16 protein-coding genes are annotated in these 22,017 nt (G+C 40.0%); 12 read left to right on the forward strand and 4 right to left on the reverse strand.

The window, feature by feature from the left end; translation table 11 throughout:
• Positions 1–77: 77 nt before the first annotated feature.
• The 12 genes from H599_RS21150 to H599_RS0103810 all read left to right on the forward strand — a co-directional run bounded on the left by H599_RS21150 (position 78) and on the right by H599_RS0103810 (position 17,614).
• On the forward strand, positions 78–311 hold the full coding sequence (locus H599_RS21150; protein ID WP_026712900.1) for a cupin domain-containing protein: 234 nt from the start codon (positions 78–80) through the stop codon (positions 309–311).
• A 195-nt stretch (positions 312–506) separates the two neighbouring features.
• Complete coding sequence (locus tag H599_RS20715; protein ID WP_155960736.1) at positions 507–680, forward strand: hypothetical protein; 174 nt, start codon at positions 507–509, stop codon at positions 678–680.
• A gap of 341 nt (positions 681–1,021) precedes the next feature.
• Complete coding sequence (locus H599_RS0103760) at positions 1,022–2,650, forward strand: S8 family peptidase (protein WP_026712901.1); 1,629 nt, start codon at positions 1,022–1,024, stop codon at positions 2,648–2,650.
• 62 nt (positions 2,651–2,712) lie between these two features.
• Positions 2,713–4,587, forward strand: a complete 1,875-nt coding sequence (locus H599_RS0103765; protein WP_026712902.1) for a M1 family metallopeptidase — start codon at positions 2,713–2,715, stop codon at positions 4,585–4,587.
• A 734-nt stretch (positions 4,588–5,321) separates the two neighbouring features.
• Positions 5,322–6,167, forward strand: a complete 846-nt coding sequence (locus tag H599_RS0103770) for an RteC domain-containing protein (protein WP_026712903.1) — start codon at positions 5,322–5,324, stop codon at positions 6,165–6,167.
• A 249-nt stretch (positions 6,168–6,416) separates the two neighbouring features.
• Positions 6,417–6,770 (forward strand): helix-turn-helix domain-containing protein, encoded by a 354-nt coding sequence (locus H599_RS0103780; RefSeq protein ID WP_026712904.1) that lies wholly within the window; start codon positions 6,417–6,419, stop codon positions 6,768–6,770.
• Positions 6,771–6,782: 12 nt separating this feature from the next.
• Positions 6,783–7,091: a helix-turn-helix domain-containing protein gene (locus H599_RS20500; protein WP_002978404.1), complete on the forward strand. Its 309-nt coding sequence runs from the start codon at positions 6,783–6,785 to the stop codon at positions 7,089–7,091.
• A gap of 85 nt (positions 7,092–7,176) precedes the next feature.
• Positions 7,177–8,637 (forward strand): DUF3945 domain-containing protein, encoded by a 1,461-nt coding sequence (locus H599_RS0103790; protein ID WP_026712905.1) that lies wholly within the window; start codon positions 7,177–7,179, stop codon positions 8,635–8,637.
• Positions 8,638–8,643: 6 nt separating this feature from the next.
• The gene (locus H599_RS0103795; RefSeq protein ID WP_026712906.1) at positions 8,644–10,737 is read left to right on the forward strand and encodes a type IA DNA topoisomerase; all 2,094 of its coding nucleotides are present in this window, start codon (positions 8,644–8,646) and stop codon (positions 10,735–10,737) included.
• A complete protein-coding gene (locus H599_RS0103800) occupies positions 10,727–11,608 on the forward strand; it encodes an ORF6N domain-containing protein (protein WP_026712907.1) in 882 nt (293 codons plus the stop codon). The genes H599_RS0103795 and H599_RS0103800 overlap by 11 nt, the downstream gene beginning before the upstream one ends.
• A gap of 146 nt (positions 11,609–11,754) precedes the next feature.
• A complete protein-coding gene (locus tag H599_RS0103805) occupies positions 11,755–12,192 on the forward strand; it encodes a DUF1896 domain-containing protein (RefSeq protein WP_026712908.1) in 438 nt (145 codons plus the stop codon).
• Positions 12,179–17,614 carry an N-6 DNA methylase gene (locus H599_RS0103810; RefSeq protein ID WP_026712909.1) on the forward strand — a complete coding sequence of 1,812 codons (5,436 nt, stop codon included), beginning with the start codon at positions 12,179–12,181 and terminating at the stop codon, positions 17,612–17,614. The genes H599_RS0103805 and H599_RS0103810 overlap by 14 nt, the downstream gene beginning before the upstream one ends.
• Positions 17,615–17,620: 6 nt before the next feature.
• Here H599_RS0103810 and H599_RS0103815 read toward each other — a convergent pair whose 3' ends face one another.
• The 4 genes from H599_RS0103815 to mobC form a co-directional block, all read right to left on the reverse strand.
• The gene (locus H599_RS0103815; RefSeq protein ID WP_026712910.1) at positions 17,621–18,442 is read right to left on the reverse strand and encodes an RteC domain-containing protein; all 822 of its coding nucleotides are present in this window, start codon (positions 18,440–18,442) and stop codon (positions 17,621–17,623) included.
• A 167-nt stretch (positions 18,443–18,609) separates the two neighbouring features.
• Positions 18,610–19,113 (reverse strand): hypothetical protein, encoded by a 504-nt coding sequence (locus tag H599_RS0103820; RefSeq protein WP_026712911.1) that lies wholly within the window; start codon positions 19,111–19,113, stop codon positions 18,610–18,612.
• A 10-nt stretch (positions 19,114–19,123) separates the two neighbouring features.
• Positions 19,124–19,591 (reverse strand): MarR family winged helix-turn-helix transcriptional regulator, encoded by a 468-nt coding sequence (locus H599_RS0103825; RefSeq protein WP_026712912.1) that lies wholly within the window; start codon positions 19,589–19,591, stop codon positions 19,124–19,126.
• 67 nt (positions 19,592–19,658) lie between these two features.
• Positions 19,659–21,659 carry a conjugal transfer protein MobC gene (gene mobC / locus H599_RS0103830; RefSeq protein ID WP_026712913.1) on the reverse strand — a complete coding sequence of 667 codons (2,001 nt, stop codon included), beginning with the start codon at positions 21,657–21,659 and terminating at the stop codon, positions 19,659–19,661.
• Between the last annotated feature and the right edge of the window lie 358 nt (positions 21,660–22,017).

Consider the following 22,017-nt stretch of genomic DNA (forward strand, 5'->3'; position numbering starts at 1 on the left):
ATGGAACCCTCAGCGCATAAAGTCGATAAATATTATATTATCAATGTAGAGAGAGTATCTATTGCCATCACGATTTGATGGGCGAATTATTTATCCCTACACACAAACATCAAAAAGCGCAATTGCTTTATGCCGAAGGCGATGTGGTTTTTGTGACCACCGAAACCAAGACTTATTTTTTACCGGCACGTCATTTTATTTGGATTCCTTATATTTTTCAGGGTATCGGGGTAGGGCTTTTGTTTGTGCCTTTAATTTTGTTTACTACTTCATCCGTTCCTGTAAAATGGCGGTTTCTTCGGGAATTGTAGGTGTAGCCGGAAGGTTTTGGGCAAGTACGGTTGGTTTTTTGTGTGATGCAAAATGCGTGGTTTTTTTTGCAGAAAAAACACTTCTTAAAGTTCAGTCAGTTTGTAATGGCCAATAGTCCCTAAGCTCAGGAAACAATCGGTAATTATACTCAAAGTTTTGTTTCCAAAGGTTACTCGGCGGATAATGCCCACAGTTTGGCTTTAAAAAAGGTTTTAAGTTCTGTTTCTAAAGAAGCTACATTGTTGACCAATATGGGAATTTATACCACTGTGGGTTATGGTTTGTTGGTTTTGATTGCTTTTATTGGTTTCAATCAGCATTTAAAACAGTGTTTTAATTTGTTTAAAAGCAAACTTTGGATTAGTTGATTAAAATAATTTACTAGAACAGGTTTTTTAATGATTGAATTGGAATTGATGCTCAAGCAAAGCAATTAATTAAGGACAAATACCTGAATTAATTTAGAAAGATTTAGGTCTTTGTTTTTTTATTTTTTTGAGGAAGGCTGTTTCATTTTAGAGACAGTCTTTTTTTGTTGGGGTTAATTTTGATTTTTTTAGTATATTCATAATTCGCCAATGAGAAGATTGAAATAGATGAAATTTTCAAATGCGAAGAATTCATAATTTAATGTTAACCGAAAGTTATTTGGTTAACAAAAAAACATACTTTTGGTATATTTGTAAAATATATAATAATAGAGTAATCAATGAATAATATAAAAATTAGTGGTCTTTCACTTATTTCTGCGTTGGTATTGGCAGGATGTGGTGCACAAAAAAATCTGCCCAATTATAGCGCTTTCAATGCAATAACAGCTCCTGTAGATGTTACTAAAAATAAGGAATTAACAGAAACGCAATTAAAACGTTGGAGTCATTTAGATATCGTAAAAGATACCATTCCCGGAATGAGTGTTGACAGAGCTTATACTGAATTGTTGAAAAACAGAAAAGGACAAAAAGTTATTGTTGGAATTGTTGATTCGGGAGTAGATATTGAGCATGAAGATTTGAAATCAGTGGTATGGTCTAATCCAAAAGAAATTCCAAACAATGGTATTGATGATGATAAAAACGGTTTTGTAGATGATGTTCACGGATGGAATTTTCTGGGTGATATCGTTAAAGAGCATTTGGAATACGAAAGAATTCTAAAAGACAAAAGTTTAGTTGATGAGGTGACTTATCAGGAGGCTAAAAAAGTATACGATAAAAAAATATCAGATGCCGAAAATCAACAAAAATATTATTCTAAATTGATTGTTAGTCTTGATAACGCAGATAATGTAATTAAAAAGCAGTTAGGGAAAGATGTTTATTCAGCAGAAGAAATGAAAGCACTGGAATCGAAAGATACTTTGGTCCAAAAAAGTAAAACTATTTTACAAAGAATGTTTTCATACGGAATACCAATTGCCGATTTGAAAGCAGAAATTCAAAAACAAATCGATGCTCAAAACGAATTGTTGAATGACAAAGAGAGTCTTGATATTGATTACAGAAAGATTCTGGGTGATAAACCAAATGATATTACGGATACGCATTATGGAAACAATAACGTGATGGGTCCTGATAAAGAAGAAGCACTTCATGGAACTCACGTAGCCGGAATTGTTGCTCAAATGAGAAATAACAACATTGGTGGTGACGGAATTGCTGATAATGTTGCAATTCTTACCGTTCGTGCCGTGCCTGATGGCGATGAGTATGATAAAGATATCGCTTTAGCTATTCGATATGCGGTAGACAATGGAGCTAAAGTTATTAATGGAAGTTTTGGGAAAGCATTTTCTCCACATAAAAACTGGGTTTTTGATGCTATTAAATACGCTGCTAAAAAAGATGTTTTAATTGTACATGCAGCAGGGAATGATGCTAAAAATATAGATTTTTATGATAATTTTCCTAATGATTCCGAAGATAAAAAAACGGAGATTTCAGATAATCTAATTACAGTTGGAGCATTAAATTTTGAATACGATGAAAATCTTCCGGCTCGTTTTTCAAATATTGGAAAAATCAACGTGGACGTATTTGCTCCTGGTGTGAAAATTTATGCTACGGTTCCAAATAATAAATATAGATTTTTACAGGGAACTTCGATGGCAGCGCCGAATGTGGCCGGAGTTGCTGCTTTAATCCGTTCGTATTATCCAAAACTGACAGCTTCCCAGGTAAAACATATTTTGATGGATTCCGGAGTTGCTATAAACAAAGATGTGGTTGTAGGAGGGAATCCAAATGATGTTCGTCCGTTTAAAGAATTGTCAAAAACAGGAAGAATAGTAAATGCTTACAATGCGATTTTAATGGCTAATGAAATGTCAAAAAAATAACGCTATAATATAGTAACCAAATGGAAGGACACATCATCCTTCCATTTTTTATTTATAATCAAATGAAACAAATCTTTTTTTTAGCACTACTTTTTTCGAATGCATTTGCTGTAATGGGGCAAAACACTCCTTACTGGCAACAGGCTGTTGATTATAAGATGGAAGTAGCCATGGATGCAGAACATTTTCAATACAAAGGAAAACAGGAATTGGTATATACCAATAATTCCTCAGATACTTTAAAAAAAGTGTATTATCATTTGTATCCCAATGCTTTTCAGCCGGGAAGTGAAATGGCCGAAAGAGCCGATTACATTCCAGATCCCGATGCCCGAATGGTCAGAAAAACCAAAGTAGATGGAGTTGAAATTAAAGAAAACCGCATTCAGCAATTAAAACCTAATGAAATTGGGTATTTGAAAATAGCTAATTTCAAACAAGATGGCGTTGCTGCAATAACCAAAACGGTAGGGACTATTTTGGAAGTGATTTTGGCAAAACCCATTTTACCTCATACCCAAACTACTTTTACGCTGAATTTTGACGGACAGGTTCCGGTGCAAATTCGTCGTTCGGGTAGAAATAATGCCGAAGGAATTGCATTTTCCATGTCGCAATGGTATCCTAAAATTGCCGAATTTGATTTTGAAGGATGGCATGCTGATCCCTATATCGCAAGAGAATTTCATGGCGTTTGGGGAAATTTTGATGTGAAAATTACCATTGATAAAGATTATGTTTTAGGAGGTTCCGGCTATTTGCAAAATCCAAACGAAATAGGTCATGGCTATCAGGATGCCGGTGTTGAGGTGAAATACCCAAAGAAAACCAAAAAACTGACCTGGCATTTCGTTGCACCAATGGTACATGATTTTACCTGGGCTGCCGATAAAGAATACCTGCACGATGTGGTAAAAGGACCAAATAATGTGGACTTGCATTTCTTGTACAAAAACAATCCTAAAATCATCGACAACTGGAAAAATTTACAGCCTTTAATGGTTAAGGTGATGGATTTTTACAATAAAACGATAGGTGATTATCCTTACAAACAATACTCTTTTATTCAGGGAGGCGATGGCGGAATGGAATACGCTATGTGTACTTTGATTTTAGGAAATGGGACTTTGGAAGGTATTTTTGGAACCGCTACTCATGAATTAGGGCATAATTGGTTCCAACATGTTTTGGCTTCTAATGAATCCAAACATCCCTGGATGGACGAAGGTTTTACGACTTATGTAGAAGATTTGGCGGTAAATGAAATCACCGGAAAAAAAGTAGCAAACCCATTTGAAGGGAATTATAAAGTGTATTATTCACTGGTAAATTCCGGTAAAGAACAGCCGCTAACCACGCATGGTGACCGTTATGATTTTAACCGTTCTTATAGTATTGCTTCTTATGTCAAAGGAAGTATATTTTTGTCGCAATTAGGTTATTTAATTGGTCAGGACAAACTGGCTGAAACCATTAAAAGATATTACCATGATTTCAAATTCAAGCATCCCACTCCCAATGATATCAAACGCACCGCCGAACGGGTTTCGGGAGCGGAACTCGATTGGTATCTGACCGATTGGACACAAACCACAAACACCATTGATTACGGAATTAGTGCTGTTACTGAAAATGGATCAAATACAACAGTAAGTTTAGAGCGAATGGGTCGCATGCCAATGCCTGTCGATTTGCAGGTGGAATATACTGATGGGACTGTTGAGAGTTTTTATATTCCGTTGCGAATGCTATTTTTTGAAAAAGTCAATCCTAATCCGGCTATTAAAAGAACAGTCTTGAATGACTGGCCTTGGGCGAATCCAAAATACGAATTGACTATTTCAAAACCTAAAAGCATCATCAAAAAAATTACCATTGACCCAAGCGGTTTAATGGCGGATGTAAAAGCACAAAATAATGTTTATGAACTGAAGTAATTTTACTTCTTCTCTTAATTACAAAACCCGACAGCTTTTTGAAAGTTGTCGGGTTTTGTTTTTTTATTTATGATGTCATAAAAATAAAATCAATAATTTAAATATGATATAACTTAAGCCACCAATAAAACCAAATGTGAGTATGAAAATAGTATTCCTTTTTTTATTATTTTTTATGAATTCTTCAGTATATTTTTCCCTGTCTCGTCCTAAAAAAAGTTTACATATTTATACTTAATCCTAAAATAGATTTACAGCTCATTTTTAGTCCTGTTATTGGTTTACAATAATAGGACTTTTTACATAATAATTCTTCCATAATTTTTCTACTTTTATATTGTTTTGTCAGTTCGCTTTGGTAGGGATTGCAGTAGAAATCCTTTTATTTTTTTAAAGAAAAAAGATTAATATAGCCCAAAGTAGCTAATAAAGAGTAGTTTACAAGAACCGAAAGTGCTATCGGTAACGATTTAGTAATGGTGCTTACTGCACTCGCTTTCATCTGATTACCTTGTAAATCATTACTGCAAATTTAATAAAAAAAGGGTTAAGTCGTAGCGTACTTAACCCTTTTTCTGTTTTTTCTAATCCTTTCAGAAACAGTAATTAAAAATAAATCTTTCCCAATATGGGGGCAACCTGTGATATTGGTTCCAAGATTATTTCCAAGTTTTGACAAATCAACAAAGATGTAATTCCGAAACAAGTAGTGCTAATCTCTAAACGTCTAAGCTATGGAAATCGTGTTGAACAAAATATTATCGGAAATTCAGCATAAGGAAGACAAGTTATCTTCTCAAATGATGCAAACTGCGGATGAGGCTTACCAAATGACCTTATTCCTGAAGGAAATGCTGTTTACTATAAAGATGAAAGTCTTACAGACAGGATTTAAGGATGAACAGCAGGAAATCAATTTTTTCAAGAACATTAAACCACAGATTTTAGGAAAACTCATTTATTACAATAAAGTATTCCGTATTGAAACCACCTGCCCTGTAAGTACCGGGAAAATACACCAAAGTTACTTTGAAAACCAACTTAAAATCCTAAAATGCGAATATAAGGAAAGCATATCCAATGAAGATTTTTACAGGTACTACCGTGCAGGAAGAACTGACCGTGACCATAGTTATTTCAGGCTCGGAAAAATCAATTACCACGATGGTTTAAAAAGTGGTGTATTTGAAATTGACCTTAGCTTTTCTACTTATTACGATAACAAAGTTGCCCATATTATAGCCAATGAATTACTTTATACTTTTTTGCTTACCAAAATAAATCCCGAAAAAAATCCCGATACCATTTTAATAAACGGAGATACACACAAAGACATTTCGTGGACTAATTCACAAAATGCACTTATTGAATTGATTTACGCCCTGTATGCTTCCAACTCTATTGCATACGGCAAATTAGGCATCAGAAAATTAGCATTGATTTTTCAAATCTTATTCCAAACGCCCTTAAACGACATACATCATTCTTTCCATCGAATGAAAACAAGAGCAGGCTCCCGGACAGCGTTTTTAGACCAACTCAAAATTTCCCTCGAAGAATATATGGATAAAGACCTTTAGCCGTAGCAGCAAAGATGTTTCAAAGCAGTACATTTTGTGTACTGCTTTTTCTTTGCCAACATTTGCCAATTGGCAAATGTTGGCAAAAGGTTACAACCAAATAACCTAAAACTACTAAAACCCTTATTCAATAAGGGTTTTTCTCATTGCAAAAATTTTCAAAAAAGTGCCAAACCAATGGGTAAGCATTGGCAGACAAATACTGCCACACTTCTGAATTTTGCCCTGTGAACATTAAACAACAGTGCAATGAATATTATAACAGTTGACGAAGAAGTGTGGAAGCACCTCAATGAACGGTTGAAAGCCATTAGCGAATATATCCTTAAACTGGAAGATACAAGCTACGATAGTTTGTGGCTCAACAATCACGAAGTCTGTCAGTATCTCCACATCAGCGAAAAAACATTGTGGCGTATGCGCACTAACGGGCAGATTGCTTTTTCAAAAATATACGGGCAGTATTTCTATACGATTGGTGCTATCAAGGAAATGCTCAACGCTAACGCCGTGCAGACCACCGATGAATATGTGGAGCAGCTTATGACGAAAGGCAAAAGCTATATCGAAAAAGGCAGAAAGCTGAAATCAGGTAATCATTAAAAGCGTACCCGTATGAATATCGACAAAATGGAATTTGTGGCGTGGATGGAACGCATAATGGACAGGCTTGACATTCTCGGCAACCACATAGACGATTTACAAAAGAAGCGCAACAGCATAGACGGTGAAGAATTACTCGACAATCAGGATTTATTGCAAATGCTGAAAATCAGTAACCGTTCCCTGCAACGCTATCGCTCCATAGGTAAGCTCCCTTATTATACCATTAGCGGAAAATTGTATTACAAGCTGTCCGATGTGCATCAGTTCATCAGGGAAAGTTTTAACCCGCCCTTGCCCAAACTGGATGCCAATAAGTGACAAACACTGCCTTTGAGTACCACATAGTGCAAATCAGTGAAGGCTTCCTTTACATTCGACCGTGAAATTTTAAAATTTTCAGACTATGAGCGAAGAAACAATAAATAAACAGGAAATGCCCGAACAGCTTTCGGACATATTACTCGTACTGGATAAAGAGAAAATGAAAATCCAGGCGGTAAAGAGTATTGACGAAAACGGGAAAATGGAAACCGTTGACCCCACCAAGAAGAACCAAAACCAGTTTATGCGTGTGGACAAAAGCGGCGATTTCTTTTCCAACTTCTTTTCCAATTTTTTCAGTCAGTTAAAGAACCCTACAAACTTTACTTTCTTCAAAGTGCCTGCCCCGGTTGCTGCTGAAAAAGCGCAGGAACTCCAAAAGCACGTAGATAAGCCCACTCCACAAGGCGAAAAGGTGCTGAAAGAACACGAAGTGAAAGCAGAACCCCAACCGGATAAAAAACAAGAAAATCAAAATAATATGGCAACAGCACAAACAACAACGGAAGCAAGCGAATACCGCTACAAACCGGAGCAGATTGATTGGGACACAATGAAAAACCTCGGATTAAGCAAGGAATATCTTGAAAAAAGAAACCTGCTTGACCCTTTGTTACGAGGTTACAAAACCAATGAACTTTTACCGATAGGCATTAACCTCGGTGGTTCTATCCTCCGCACGGATGCCCGCCTGTCTTTACAGCAAGCGGAAGATGGCAATGTTATCGTGGCAATACACGGTATCAAAAGAGAACCTAACCTGCACTTTGAGTTTTTCGGTCACAAGTTTACGGACGAAGACAAGAAAAACCTGCTCGAAACGGGCAATATGGGGCGTGTGGTCAATCTCGTAAATTCCAAAACAGGCGAACTGATGCCGTCCATTATCAGCATTGACAGGCTGACCAATGATGTGATTGCACTGCGCACGGAGTTTGTCAAAATCCCCGATGAAATTAAGGGCGTAAAGCTGAATGAGGAACAAAAGCAAACTTTAATGGAGGGAAAACCACTCTATTTAGAGGGTATGATTTCCACGAAAGGAACGGAGTTTTCGGCAACGGTACAATTCAATGCGGACAAACGATACGTTGAGTTCCTGTTTGACAGAAGCAACAACAATCAGCAGGCGCAAACGAACCAACAGAACACCCAACAAAACAATCAGCAAAGCCAACCGCAGGAAGCTCCAAGAACTTTCAGGGGCAAAGAACTGGATGATGAGCAGTACAATAAGTTCAAAGCCGGACAAACCATATACGTTGAACTGAAAGATAAAAAAGACCAACCATATAAAGGTTACATCACTTTTGACAAAGATACCGGAAAGACCAATTTTGAGTTTCCCGGTCAATATAAAACACGAGTAGAACCTGCCGAAACTCATAAAACGCAGACTGCCGTCAATTCGGAGGGTAAAACCAATGAAGCGACCAAGAACGTCCAAGAGCCTTTGAAATCCGGGCAGCAAAGTCCAAAAAACGAGAAACAGCAGGAGCAACAGGACAACAAGCCTGCAAAATCAAAAGGCAGAAAAATGTAGTATAATATGAAAACAATTATTGCAGAAAAACCAAGCGTAGCAAGGGAAATAGCCGGACTTGTGGGAGCATCCGATAAAAAGGACGGCTACCTGACAGGTAACGGCTATTTTGTTACGTGGGCATTCGGTCATTTAATAGGACTGGGAATGCCCGAAGATTATGGCATTTCGGGATTTGATAAAGCATCCCTGCCGATATTGCCCAACCCGTTTTTATTGACCGTCCGCAAGGTCAAAAAAGATAAAGGGTACACCGCCGATACTGGCGCATTAAAGCAACTGAAAGTCATTGAGCAGCTTTTTACGAAAAGCAACAACATCATCGTTGCTACCGATGCAGGTCGTGAGGGCGAACTCATTTTCAGGTACATCTATGAATACCTGAAATGCAATAAGCCTTTTGAACGCCTTTGGATAAGTTCACTTACCGAAAAGGCAATAAAGCAAGGCTTTGACAACCTGAAAGACGGGGCAGCATTTGACGGACTGTATCAGGCAGCACAAGGCAGAAGCCGTGCCGATTGGCTTGTAGGCATCAATGCTACGCAGGCATTGAGCATTGCCGCAGGTAACGGTATCTATTCGCTCGGAAGAGTACAAACGCCCACACTGGCTTTGATATGCAAACGCTACCTCGACAATAAGAATTTCACGGTAAAGAAATACTGGCAGATACAATTAACGCACCATAAAGCCCAGGTTGATTTCAAAAGTATTTCCGCAACCAAATGGGACGAAAAGCATCTTGCTGATGATACCCTTAAAGCCATTCAGCGTGGCGCAACGGCAACCGTTACATCAGCAGAAACCAAAAGTGTTACCGAACAACCGCCCTTGCTTTTCGACCTGACAGGCTTACAAAAGGAAGCCAACAAACGGCTGAAATTATCTGCTGAAGCAACCCTTAATATCGCACAAAGCCTGTACGAAAAGAAGTTTATCACTTACCCACGTACTGGAAGCAAATACATCCCTGAAGATATGTGGGCAGAAATTCCAAACCTTGTGCGGGCTTTGCAGAACCGGGAAGATTGCAAGCAAGCCCTTACCAAAATCAAATGGGGACGGTTCAACAAACGTATCGTGAATGACCTCCGTGTAACGGACCATCACGGTTTGTTGATTACGGATAAAGTGCCGTCGGTACTCAATGCAGACGAAAACAAGATTTACAATATGATTGCGCTTCGGTTGCTCGAAGCCATATCACAAGCCTGTGTCAAAGAAATAACCGATGTATCATTACAGGTATTGCATTACGACTTTACGGCAAAAGGCTGTAAAATTCAGGAAGCAGGTTGGCGTTCTATTAAAGGGAGTTTTACAGATGATGGCGAAGAGCCAGTGCAGGAACTACCCGAACTGAATAAAGGTGAGGAACTCAAAATAAAGGAAGCCACCGTTTTGGAAAAGCAGACCAAACCTCCAGTGCTTTATACCGAAGCCGGGCTTTTGTCCGCTATGGAAACCGCAGGGAAAGAAATCGAGAATGAGGAAGAGCGCAAAGCTCTCAAAAATATCGGTATCGGTACTCCGGCTACAAGAGCCGCTATTATCGAAACCCTGTTTACCCGCAATTATATCCAAAGGGATAAACGTTCTTTAATCCCTACGGAAAAAGGATTGCAGGTGTACGGACTTGTCAAAGACCGAAAAATTGCGGATGTAGCAATGACCGCCGAATGGGAATTGGCATTGCAGAAAATCGAGAACAATGAAGCGAATGCAGGAACATTCCAAAAGGAAATGGAAACCTATGCCAAATCCATTACCGATGAATTGCTACAAACCTCTATTGCAAGCACCAATCAGCCGAAACTGACCTGTCCGAAATGCAAAAGTCAGCAACTCATTATCCGTGACAAAATTGTGAAATGCCCTGATGAGGCTTGTAACTGGGTGCAGTTCCGTATCGTCTGCGGTGTGCAAATCAGTATCGAAAATGTAACAAGCCTTGTCAATAAAGGCAAAACCTCTTTAATTAAAGGGATGACAAGCAAAGCCGGAAAGAAATTCGATGCTTACATCATTCTGAAAGAAAACGCTGAAAGTTCCTTTGAGTTTGAAAAAAACAAAAGCAGTAAACGCAATGGAAAATAAACCGTCAATCGTACCCAAAGAAATTAGAAACCTGATTTATACTATCCGGGGCAAACAGGTAATGTTGGATAGCGACCTCGCTGCCTTATATCAGGTAGAAACAAAGAACCTGAACAAAGCCGTTAAAAGAAACATTGAGCGTTTTCCTGTATCATTCTGCTTTCAACTGACCGAAGAGGAAGTTGAAAACTTGAGGTTCCAATTTGGAACCTCAAGTTTAAACTACGGCGGCAGACGTTATTTGCCCTATGTTTTTACCGAACAAGGCGTTGCAATGGCATCTGCGATACTCCGTTCGGATATAGCCGTTAAAATGAGTGTGGAAATAATGGAAGCCTTTGTAGAAATGCGGCGTATGCTTATCAGCAATGCTTCTTTGTTTCATCGTTTGGATAATATCGAGTTAAAGCAACTGGAAGCAGACCAAAAATTTGAAGAGATTTTTAAGGCTTTGGAAAGCGACAAGCTCCACAGCGAAAAAGGCATTTTCTACAACGGGCAGATTTTTGATGCCTACGCCTTTGTTTCCGATATTATCCGAAGTGCCAAAAGCTCTATTATCCTGCTTGATAATTATGTGGATGATACGGTGCTTACTTTGTTGGGTAAGCGTAAGGTTAATGTAACCGCTACAATCCTTACCAAAAGTATCAGCAATCAGCTACGGTTAGATTTGCAACGTTACAATAGCCAATATCCTCCAATAGACATTGAATTGTTTTCCGATGCCCACGACCGTTTTTTGATTATTGATTATACAGAACTCTACCACATTGGGGCATCGCTCAAAGACCTGGGCAAAAAATGGTTTGCCTTTTCGAGAATGGATATAGAAGTCGGCAGGATGCTTCAAATCTTGAACAAGCCATAAAAAATGAACCTCTGAATTATCGGAGGTTTTTTGTTGCCATATTACGCCAAATCCTGCCTTTCAAAGCCAAACCCTACAACATTATCAGAGGCATTTGCTCCTGCTTATAATTTTAGGATTTAAGTAAAATTCTAAACAAAATAAGTATGGATGTACAGCAAAAAGACCTGTCGTATTTCAGATTACGACTGCAAGAATTATTAAACAGTAGCTTTCCCGAAAAGGCACACGACCAAAAATTTATTGACCAACGGTCTTCGTGGGCTGCCAATGCTTATGAGGGTGCTTTCCGTTCGGGAAACGCCATTGAGCAATGCAACGAAATAGCCAACTACATACTTTTTGAGGGCTTGCACTTCTCCAAGTTCGACACGGTTTTCAAAGTGGTATGCAATGAATTTGATACCATAATGGCAGACGAGGAACTGCGACCGTTCGCCCTTAAAATGTTCCCCGTCTGTGAGCCTGTTTTCGCAGGATATGAATTAACTGATGATTTCGCCAACGGAAACGAGTTTGATTTACTCTATACCGAACTGACCGGAACCATCGAAATATGGATTGAGGAAAATGGGCTTCAGTAAGCGGTTCCATCTCCAACAGAATATTGATGCCCTGCGAATTGTTTTTAAACTGGAAAAGGAGAAACGGCAAGCCACCGTAGGCGAAAGACTGCTAATGATGCGATACAGCGGATTTGGCGGTCTTAAATTCGTTCTCAACCCCGTAGAAAACGAAATAGACATCAATCATTGGAGAAAAACAGAACACGACCTTTTTCCACTCACGCAGGAACTCCACCAACTACTCAAAGAAAATTCCCAAGACGATAAGCAATACCGCAGGTATGTGGACAGTATGAAAAGTTCCGTACTGACGGCTTTTTATACCCCGCCAAAGGTTATAGATGCCATTTCATCCGCCTTGAGGGATAATGGTCTGCAAATTGATAAATTCCTTGAACCCTCCGCAGGTATTGGTTCATTCATTCAATCCTTTTCGGAACATCAGAAAGCCAGTGTTACCGCTTATGAAAAAGACTTACTAACAGGCAAGATTTTAAAGCAGCTTTACCCCGAAAGCAATATCCGTATAAACGGCTTTGAAGAAATCCCCGAAAGGGAACAAAACAGCTATGATGTAATCGCCAGTAACATACCGTTCGGCGATACCTCCGTATTTGACCTTTCTTATTCCCGCAGCAGGGACGATGCCAAAGTACAGGCTGCCCGAAGCATACACAATTATTTTTTTCTGAAAGGTGCTGAAATGCTCCGTGAGGGCGGTTTGTTGGCTTATATTACTTCACAGGGTATTCTGAACAGCCCTAAGAACGAAGCCATACGCAGGGCGTTAATGCAGGATAATAATTTGGTTTCGGTTGTAAGATTGCCTAACAACCTGTTTAGCCAATATGCAGGTACGGAAGTAGGCAGCGACCTGATTATCCTGCAAAAAAATACGGCAAAAGAAAATCTGACCGACAGGGAAGATCTGTTTTGCCAAAGCAAGCCAACCGAATACAATACGCCGGGCAATGCGCTCTTTCAGGACAGTACAAGAATTATCCATACCGACCAAAAATTAGATACCGACCCATACGGTCAACCTGCCTTAATCTATACGCATAAAGACGGTGTTGAAGGGATTGCCAAAGATTTAAAACAAATGCTTTCCGAAGATTTTGGAAACCATCTGAATTTGAATTTATACAGAGGCGAACGCAACGATGAGCCTTTTATACAAATTCCTATTGAACCAAAGGTTACACCTCCGGTTATCAAGCCTGTAATCATTCATCAAAAACCGCAACCTGTAGCCACTCCGGTAGTACGTCAGGAAAGTCCGCAGGAATTAAAGCAACTAAGCATTTTTGACCTGTTTGAAAGTGCGGGCGAACCTGTAATGGTTCTTGCTCCGCCTAAAAGAATTCCCCAAACTAAAAGGCAAAGCACTAATAAAAGAAGGGATACATTAAGTCATCAGCCCGACCTATTTAGCAGTGCAAGACAACCTTATACGTCGTCAAAATCCAATAGTGCTACTAATGGAACCAACCCAATAAATGGCAAAAAACAGGAAGCTATCGGCGACCTGTTTTTACAAATAAATGGGAATGGCCAATCTGATAAGACAGCCGTTCCCGTCATCAATATTACTACCATTCCTGAACCTGCTCCGTACACTGGCGAACTGCAATCATTCCACCGTAACGATTGCCTTGTGGTAGATAATGGTTGGGTAGGTTATCTGCAAGAGGTAGAAAAGGAAGACAAAAAAGCAATCTTTCATCCATTGCAATTGCCGTTGGCACAGAAAGCAAGAGCCGAAGCCTATATTGCCGTAAGAGACAGTTATATCAATCTATACGAAAAAGAAGCTGAAAAGCAGACCGAACACCAAGAAGAACGGGAAACGCTGAACCTCCTGTACGATGGCTTTGTCAAAAAATATGGCAATCTCAATGTTGCCGAAAATGCCAAGCTAATAAAGACGGACAGCGCAGGTAAAGAAATTCCTTATCTGGAGCGTATCATTGGGGGCATAATCCACAAAGCGGATATTTTCAGCCGTCCCGTTAGCTTTTCTACCACCACGTTAGCAACCGATAATCCCGAAGAGGCTTTAGCCGCCTCACTGAACAAATACGGAAATGTGGATTTGGACTTTATGTCCGAAATCAGCAGCCTGCCTGCCGATACCCTGAAAGAAGCCCTGCACGGGCGGTTGTTCTATAATCCATTACAACAGGAATACGAAATAGCCGAACGTTGGATTGCAGGCAACGTGGTTGATAAAGCCGATGAAGTAAGAGCCTATCTCGAAAACAATCCTGATGATACCGAAGCGAAAGAAAGCCTTACCGCTTTAGAGGAAGCACGACCAAAACGTATTGAATTTGAGGAACTGGATTTTAACCTCGGCGAACGGTGGATACCTACCGGGATTTATGCCCGTTTCGCTTCGCACTTGTTCGATGCGGATGTACTGGTACATTATTCCGAAAGCTCCGACGACTTTTCCGTAAAGTGTCATCAGGGCAATATGCACATTTGGGAAAAATATGCCGTCAAAGCGGAAAGCCGCACGTTTGACGGTATTGCCCTGCTCAAACACGCCCTTGTCAATACCACGCCTGATATTACCAAAAAGGTAATGGTTGGCGACCAAGAGGTCAAAGTACGGGATATGGAAGCCATACAAATGGCGAACACCAAGATTGATGAAATCCGTACCGCCTTTACCGACTGGCTACACGCACAGAACGATGAGTTTAAAAATCGCCTAACAGACCAGTACAACGATACCTTTAACTGTTTCGTTCGCCCGAACTATGACGGAAGCCATCAGGAATTTCCGGGATTAGACCGCAAGGGTGCAGGCATTGAAGACCTGTATTCAAGCCAAAAGGACACCGTTTGGATGATAAAGCTGAACAACGGTGCTATCTGCGACCACGAAGTAGGTGCAGGAAAAACGCTCATAATGTGTACCGCAGCGCAGGAAATGAAGCGTTTGGGATTAGCTCATAAACCGATGATAATCGGGCTGAAAGCGAATATACCTGCCATTGCAGAAGATTACCGTAAAGCCTATCCACACGCTAAAATACTTTATCCAGGTATTGATGATTTTACGCCGCAAAAACGCCTGCGCATTTTCGGGGATATTAAAAATAATGATTGGGATTGTGTGATACTCACACACGACCAGTTCGGAATGATACCGCAATCGCCCGAAATACAAAAGGAAATTCTCGAAATAGAATTAGACAGCGTTGAACGTAACCTCGATGCGCTGAAATCGCAAGGTAAGGAAGTTACAAGGGGAATGCTTGCCGGGGTAATCAAGCGGAAAGAAAATCTTGAAGTAAAGCTTAAAACGCTGCAACACGATATTGAAAACCGCAAAGATGATATTGTGGACTTTAAGATGATGGGCATAGACCATTTGTTTGTGGACGAAAGCCACCAGTTCAAAAACCTGATGTTCAACACCCGTCATACATGGGTTGCCGGACTGGGTAACGTGGACGGCAGCCAAAAGGCACTGAACCTGCTTTTTGCCATTCGCACCATTCAGGAGCGTACCAATGCGGATATGGGCGCAACCTTTCTTTCGGGTACAACTATCAGCAATTCATTAACGGAGCTGTACCTGCTGTTCAAATACCTGCGCCCCCGTGCATTGGAAAAGCAAGGCATTCATTCTTTTGATGCGTGGGCAGCTATCTATGCAAGGAAAACGACCGATTATGAATTTTCGGTAGCCAACAATATTGTAGCAAAAGAGCGTTTCCGCTACTTTATCAAAGTGCCGGAACTGGCGCAATTCTATTCTGAAATCACGGATTACAGAACGGCAAAGGATATTGGTATTGACCGCCCAAACAAAAACGAAATTCTTTACAATATACCACCAACGCCTGACCAAGAAGCCTTTATACAAAGTCTGATGCAGTTTGCCAAAACGGGCGATGCTACTTTGCTCGGAAGAGAACCTTTGTCGCAAAGGGAAGAAAAAGCAAAGATGCTTATTGCTACGGACTACGCCCGTAAGATGTCGCTCGATATGCGTATGGTAAGCGGTATCTACGACGACCACCCGGACAACAAGGCTTCGCATTGTGCCGCAAACATTGCCAAGTATTACAACCAGTTCAACGCACAGAAAGGAACGCAGTTCGTTTTCTCGGATTTGGGAACCTACAAGCTGGGCGAATGGAATGTGTACTCCGAAATAAAACGCAAGCTCGTGGAAGACCACGGCATACCTGCCCACGAAGTAAGGTTTATTCAGGAAGCCAAAAATGATAAGCAACGTAAGGAACTTATCAACGGAATGAACGAGGGCAAAATCCGTGTGTTGTTCGGTTCTACGAGTATGCTCGGAACTGGTGTAAACGCACAGAAAAAAGCCATTGCCGTTCATCATTTAGATACGCCTTGGCGACCGTCAGACCTTGCCCAAAGGGACGGGCGGGCAATCCGTAAAGGCAATGAGATTGCCAAATTCTTTGCCGATAATAAAGTGGCTGTGATTATCTATGCCGTTGAAAAATCTTTGGATAGTTACAAATTCAACCTGCTGTACAATAAGCAACTTTTCATCGACCAGTTAAAGACCAACAACCTTACTAAAAGAACGATTGACGAGGGAAGTATGGACGAAAAATCGGGAATGAACTTTTCGGAATATGTGGCAATCCTGTCAGGAAATACAGACCTGTTGGATAAAGCCAAACTGGAAAAACAGATTGCCGGACTGGAAAGCGAAAAGCAGGCGTTCAACCGTTCTAAATCCGGTGCTAAATTTAAGGTACAGGATTATACGGAAATGCTGCAAAGCACTCAATCACGTTTGAACCGGATGAGTACAGACTGGGAAAACTTACAGCGACGCCTGCAAAAGCGTTCCGACGATACAATCGAAAACCCTGTGCTGTTGGATGGCTTGCCGTCCAATGCAAATCCGAAACAAATCGGTGCGAAGCTGAACGAGATTGCGGATAAAGCCCGCACCACAGGTCAGTATGAAGAGATAGGCAGCTTGTATGGTTTTACACTGTTGGTCAAAACCGAAATGTCCGAAAAAGAGGGCGTAGATATTCGTGTAAACCGATTTTTAGTGCAGGGCGAAGGCAATATCAAATACACCTACAATAACGGTCTGATGGCAAAAGACCCCGAAACTGCTGCAATGAATTTTTTGAGGGCTTTGGAAAAACTGCCGGGCTTTGTGAAGCAGGAACAGGAGAAAATTGCTGAAATACAAAAAGACCTGCCTATACTTCAGGAAGTGGTTAACGGTACTTGGTCTAAGGAAAGCCGATTGAGTGAGCTTAAAACGGAACTGGCTGCCGTAGAAAGAAAGATACAGCTATCCATTACACCCGAAACCAAACAAGATGTTCCAGAGCAGGCAGAAAGGCAGAATGAAGCTCCAAAGGTTCAGGAAAGCATTATACGAACAAAAGGCGTTCATTTGCCTCGTGGGGTATTGTAAGGGTTGTTACTTTTCGTCTTGTTCGTCCATTTTTTTAATCAGTGCTTCACATAGATTGTCAAGGAATTTCGTTCGGTTCATCTTACGGGCTTTCAGTTCCATAAACGTGTGGTAAAAGTCGCCTAATTCAATATTAAAGGCATCTTCAAAAGTTTTAGCAATCAATTTTATGTCTGTATTCCCATTGTTAAATACACCGTGGGAGTACAGTGCATAAATGAGTTCCGTGAGTGCAGTTTTGCTTGCTGTCCATTTCAACGAATTGTCTGAAACCTTTTTAATATTGACGTTGTTTAACCTGTCTTCCAAATATACTTGTATCAGGTCATTGGCAATTATCTTGGCAACCTTGTAATCGTGCGAAGTAGAAAAGCGATGGTCTGCCTCGAAATAAAAAGTGTCTAACCATAGTCTTATATCGTGCTTCCCACGTACAAAAAACTTCTCGTCAACGAAAGAATTATTGCTCCGGTAATATTTGTAAAAATCAAGGTTATTGTCAAAGAACCTTTTTAGTTTTTTCAGTTCTTTAGTAAAATATTTCCTGATGCGTTTGTTTCCATACGGTCTTCTCGTTTCGATTTTATATATGGTATTGTAGTAGATGAGCTTTGAAACAATAACAGGTTTCTGATACTTGAAAAAATGGATTTCTTCTTCCACATTCTTAAAGTCGTTTTTCAGTACAAACTCCTTTAAGTCGGCAAGGCTTTGAATGATAAGCTGTATAACCGCTTCTATTCTTTTTATGGGGCAGTCGGTTTCAATCTCCAGTTCCTGGATTGCGGTTTCCAATTTAAGATATGTTTCATTGTAAAATTTATCCATTCGCTTCATTTTGAAATTCCTGATTTGGGGTTATGCTAAAAGTGCCTAAATCTGCGTATTTAGGCACTCCTTAGCACATCATTTACTTAATTCTATTTTTTTATCATACACCTAATTTTTATAAACCATCAATTTATTGAATAGAGAATATAAAGTTTTTCATTGTATTAATGACGAAGGCTAAACAACCTTATACATAGCGGTATAAGCCCAAGGGACACAACTATGAAAATGGCTACTCTTATATAGTTTAGGGTCTGCCATATCGAGGTTCGATTTATCAGGTCTTTTGCCAATGATGGCGTTTCAGCCATTTTTTGAAAGTCAATAATGTTTGGTGCAAAAAATGAAAGTGTCCAAACCCTTACGGCAAAATGGACGGCAAATAAAATCAGTAACCAATTTCTCACTGGGTCTATTTTCCAACAAAAAACAATGGCAAGAATGAAAGTAATTTCGTGTATGGAGTGGAAGACAATCCAAAAGTTTTTAAGGCTTGCTCCTTTTCCGTCCAGTAAAAGGTTGAAATTGTCAGGTGGCGAAGCTGTCCATTTAGGAACAAATACAAGTGTTTCAAAAATTTGCGCTCCATTCATTAAGAAATAAATGAGCGTAGTAATGCAAAGCCATAGTTCGGCTCTCATTAAGTAGGATGCTGTTATATTTTCCATTTTAACCATTTTATTTACTATTTAGATTGTTAGTTGTTTCATTCATTATTATAGCTGCTTCATTAAAATATCGCTCGATAACTTTAATTTCCCTTTCAGAAAATGTAGCCAGTAGGTCAGTTGTTTTTTGTTGTAGCCCACTAAAAATAGGCTGTAATAGTTTCATACTATTTTCCATATTCGGAACGATGATTACTTTCCGTCTGTCATCTTTAGAAGACTGTCTTTTTAGAAGTTTCTTTTTTCCCAAACGGTCAATTAAACCTGTGACAGCCCCTCCTGTCAATCCTGTAAGTTTTGAAATGTCGCCTGCCGTGAGTTGCTCGTGTTGCAGGATAAGCCCCAAATATTTATGGTCTGAACCTGTAAGCCCTGCTTTACGGGCAATTGCTTCGTGCATAAAAATCGAGGCATCCGAATACTTTCGGCTTGCCATCCTAAATTGCTGAATGATATTATCAGATTTATTATTGTTCATTGACTAAATATTTCAGTGGCTAAAGTATATAATTTATCTATACAATCCAAATAATCATCTTCGCTTTCTATTCCTGCTGCACCAAATGTTGCAAGTTCGGGTCATTCTTAATGCGCTCCAATTCTGTTTCGATAATATGTACAATATCCTGTTTTATCTGACGGTAATTGCTTTCAATTTCCTGTTTCATTTTATCCTCGCCCTGCTCATTTACAAAAGATAAAATTTGCGGTATTTGCTGATAGGCTTTAGTTTCGGCGGCTACCTTTTCATTATCCACTACTATTTCAGCGTGAAATATTTTTTGCTCAATACGTTCATCGAAATTATCTGATACAGAGCCGACAAACATACCCTGTGTAAGTGTTGAAATTTTGGAAGCCGGAATAAGGCTGTCTAACTGTGTGGAGATAGAGGTTGATTTATCGTTGCGGTTAATGGTCATACTCTGGCGTTTCTGTAATACTTTACCGAAACGTTCCGAAAGGCTTTTTGCTGTTTCGCCAACCACCTGACCACTGAATATATTACCGACAGTATTCTGTATTACCTTGCTTTCCTTGTCGCCGTAATCCCTTGTTAATTGCGAAAAATCCTGAAAGCCCAAACATACCGCTACCTTATTACTTCTCGCCGTTGCGATAAGATTGTCCAGTCCCCTGAAATAAATTGTGGGCAACTCATCTATGATAACGGAACTCTTTAGCTGTCCCTTTTTATTTATCAGCTTTACAATCCTCGAATTGTATAAACCCAAAGCTGCGGAATAAATATTTTGACGGTCGGGATTGTTACCCACGCACAAAATTTTAGGTTCTTTCGGGTTGTTGATGTCAAGCGTAAAATCATCGCCCGTCATTACCCAGTAAAGTTGTGGGCTAATCATCCTTGATAGAGGAATTTTTGCAGATGCAATCTGTCCCTGTAATTGATCTTGTGCGCCTCCCTGCCATGCATCCATAAAAGGCGACAAATAGTTTTCTAAATCGGGATATGAGGTTAAAATGGTAAATACGTCAGAATATTTTTTATTCAGGAGTTCAATAGCGTGTGGGAATGTACAATACTTACCGTCATCATAGATTTTCAGATACCATATTATAGCTGCCAAAAGGATTATCGGGCTCTCGACGAAGAAATCGCCTTGCTTCTGTATCCACGACCTGTTGAGGTTCAGCATTATGGTATATGCCGCTTCGTAAGCATCTGATATGTCCGTCATAAAGTCGGGATTGAGTGGGTTGCAACGGTGGCTCTTGCGTGGGTCGTCGAAATTTATCACGTAAAACTTCGGCTGTACCTTGTACTTATCTCTGTGCTTCACCAAATGATTGTAGGCAATTGTCGATAGGTCGTCAAACTTGAAATCGTAGATGTACATACTAAAGCCTTTCTCTATCTGCTGCTTGATGTAGTTGTTTACGATGGCATAAGATTTACCGGAACCCGGAGTACCCAACACGATTGATGCCCTGAAAGGATTGACAATGTTTATCCAACCGTTGTTCCATTTGCCTTTGTAGTAAAATTTGGTGGGTAGATTGACGGAATACTCGTTTTCCATCAGCTTAGTTTCCTGCTGAAAGCTCTCGTTCTCGTTATTGAAAACATCGTCCATAAGATTGGTACGGAGCAAGCGGCTCATCCATACACCCGCCATCAGCAAAGCGATATAGCCTAAAGAAATAGTAAGGACATACAGGAATGTGCCCGTTGCCGGAGATAGCTTTAGCAATGGCGTGTTCAGAAAGAACAGAGCAAAACCAACGCACAAAGCCACGTAGATTTTAGACCAGGTTATCTTCTCATTCTTTACGCCCTTTGTGCCTAAGCAGCTTAAAGCCAGTAAAACCAAAGCGAATGCTTTGGTGTAAAGGGTATGTGAGAACAAACCTGCCGTCCGGTCGAAATTGCCTAATATCTTGTTGATTAGTTCCAACGTCCAGCCACGTTCTAAAAAGAAACCGTAGCAGAACCAATAAAGGTGCATCAGTACCAAAAGAATACTGACTGCTCGCATAAAAGCCATTATCTTGGCAAGCCCTCTTAAATCGTCTTCTCCCTGCATTATTTTTTAGTTTTAATGTTCGGGCGTGAATTTAAAGGCTGTACTTAGTGGCTATAAGAATGTGGTAGTCATTGGCGGTGGATGGCAGTGTTTGGCTGAATATTACTACTGACCTCTTTTCTTCTTCTTATTACAAAGTCCTGTTCCTCGTAATCCTCGACCTTGCTTCAGGCAATAAGCCACTCTATGCTTCAATCAAACAGGACTCGTATTTTTCGGTATTGAAAAAGTTAATTTAATGATGTCCTTCTTTCCTCAAACAAGCACACTTCATTAATATAGATATCATCAGTCATTGTTCGACAGCCCTTTGTTCTCCGGCTTGATGTGTTGCTCCTGGGGTGTATTTTTCGCTGGG

Origin of the sequence: Flavobacterium daejeonense DSM 17708 (assembly GCF_000425425.1) — a bacterium.
GTDB classification, from domain to species: Bacteria; Bacteroidota; Bacteroidia; order Flavobacteriales; family Flavobacteriaceae; genus Flavobacterium; species Flavobacterium daejeonense.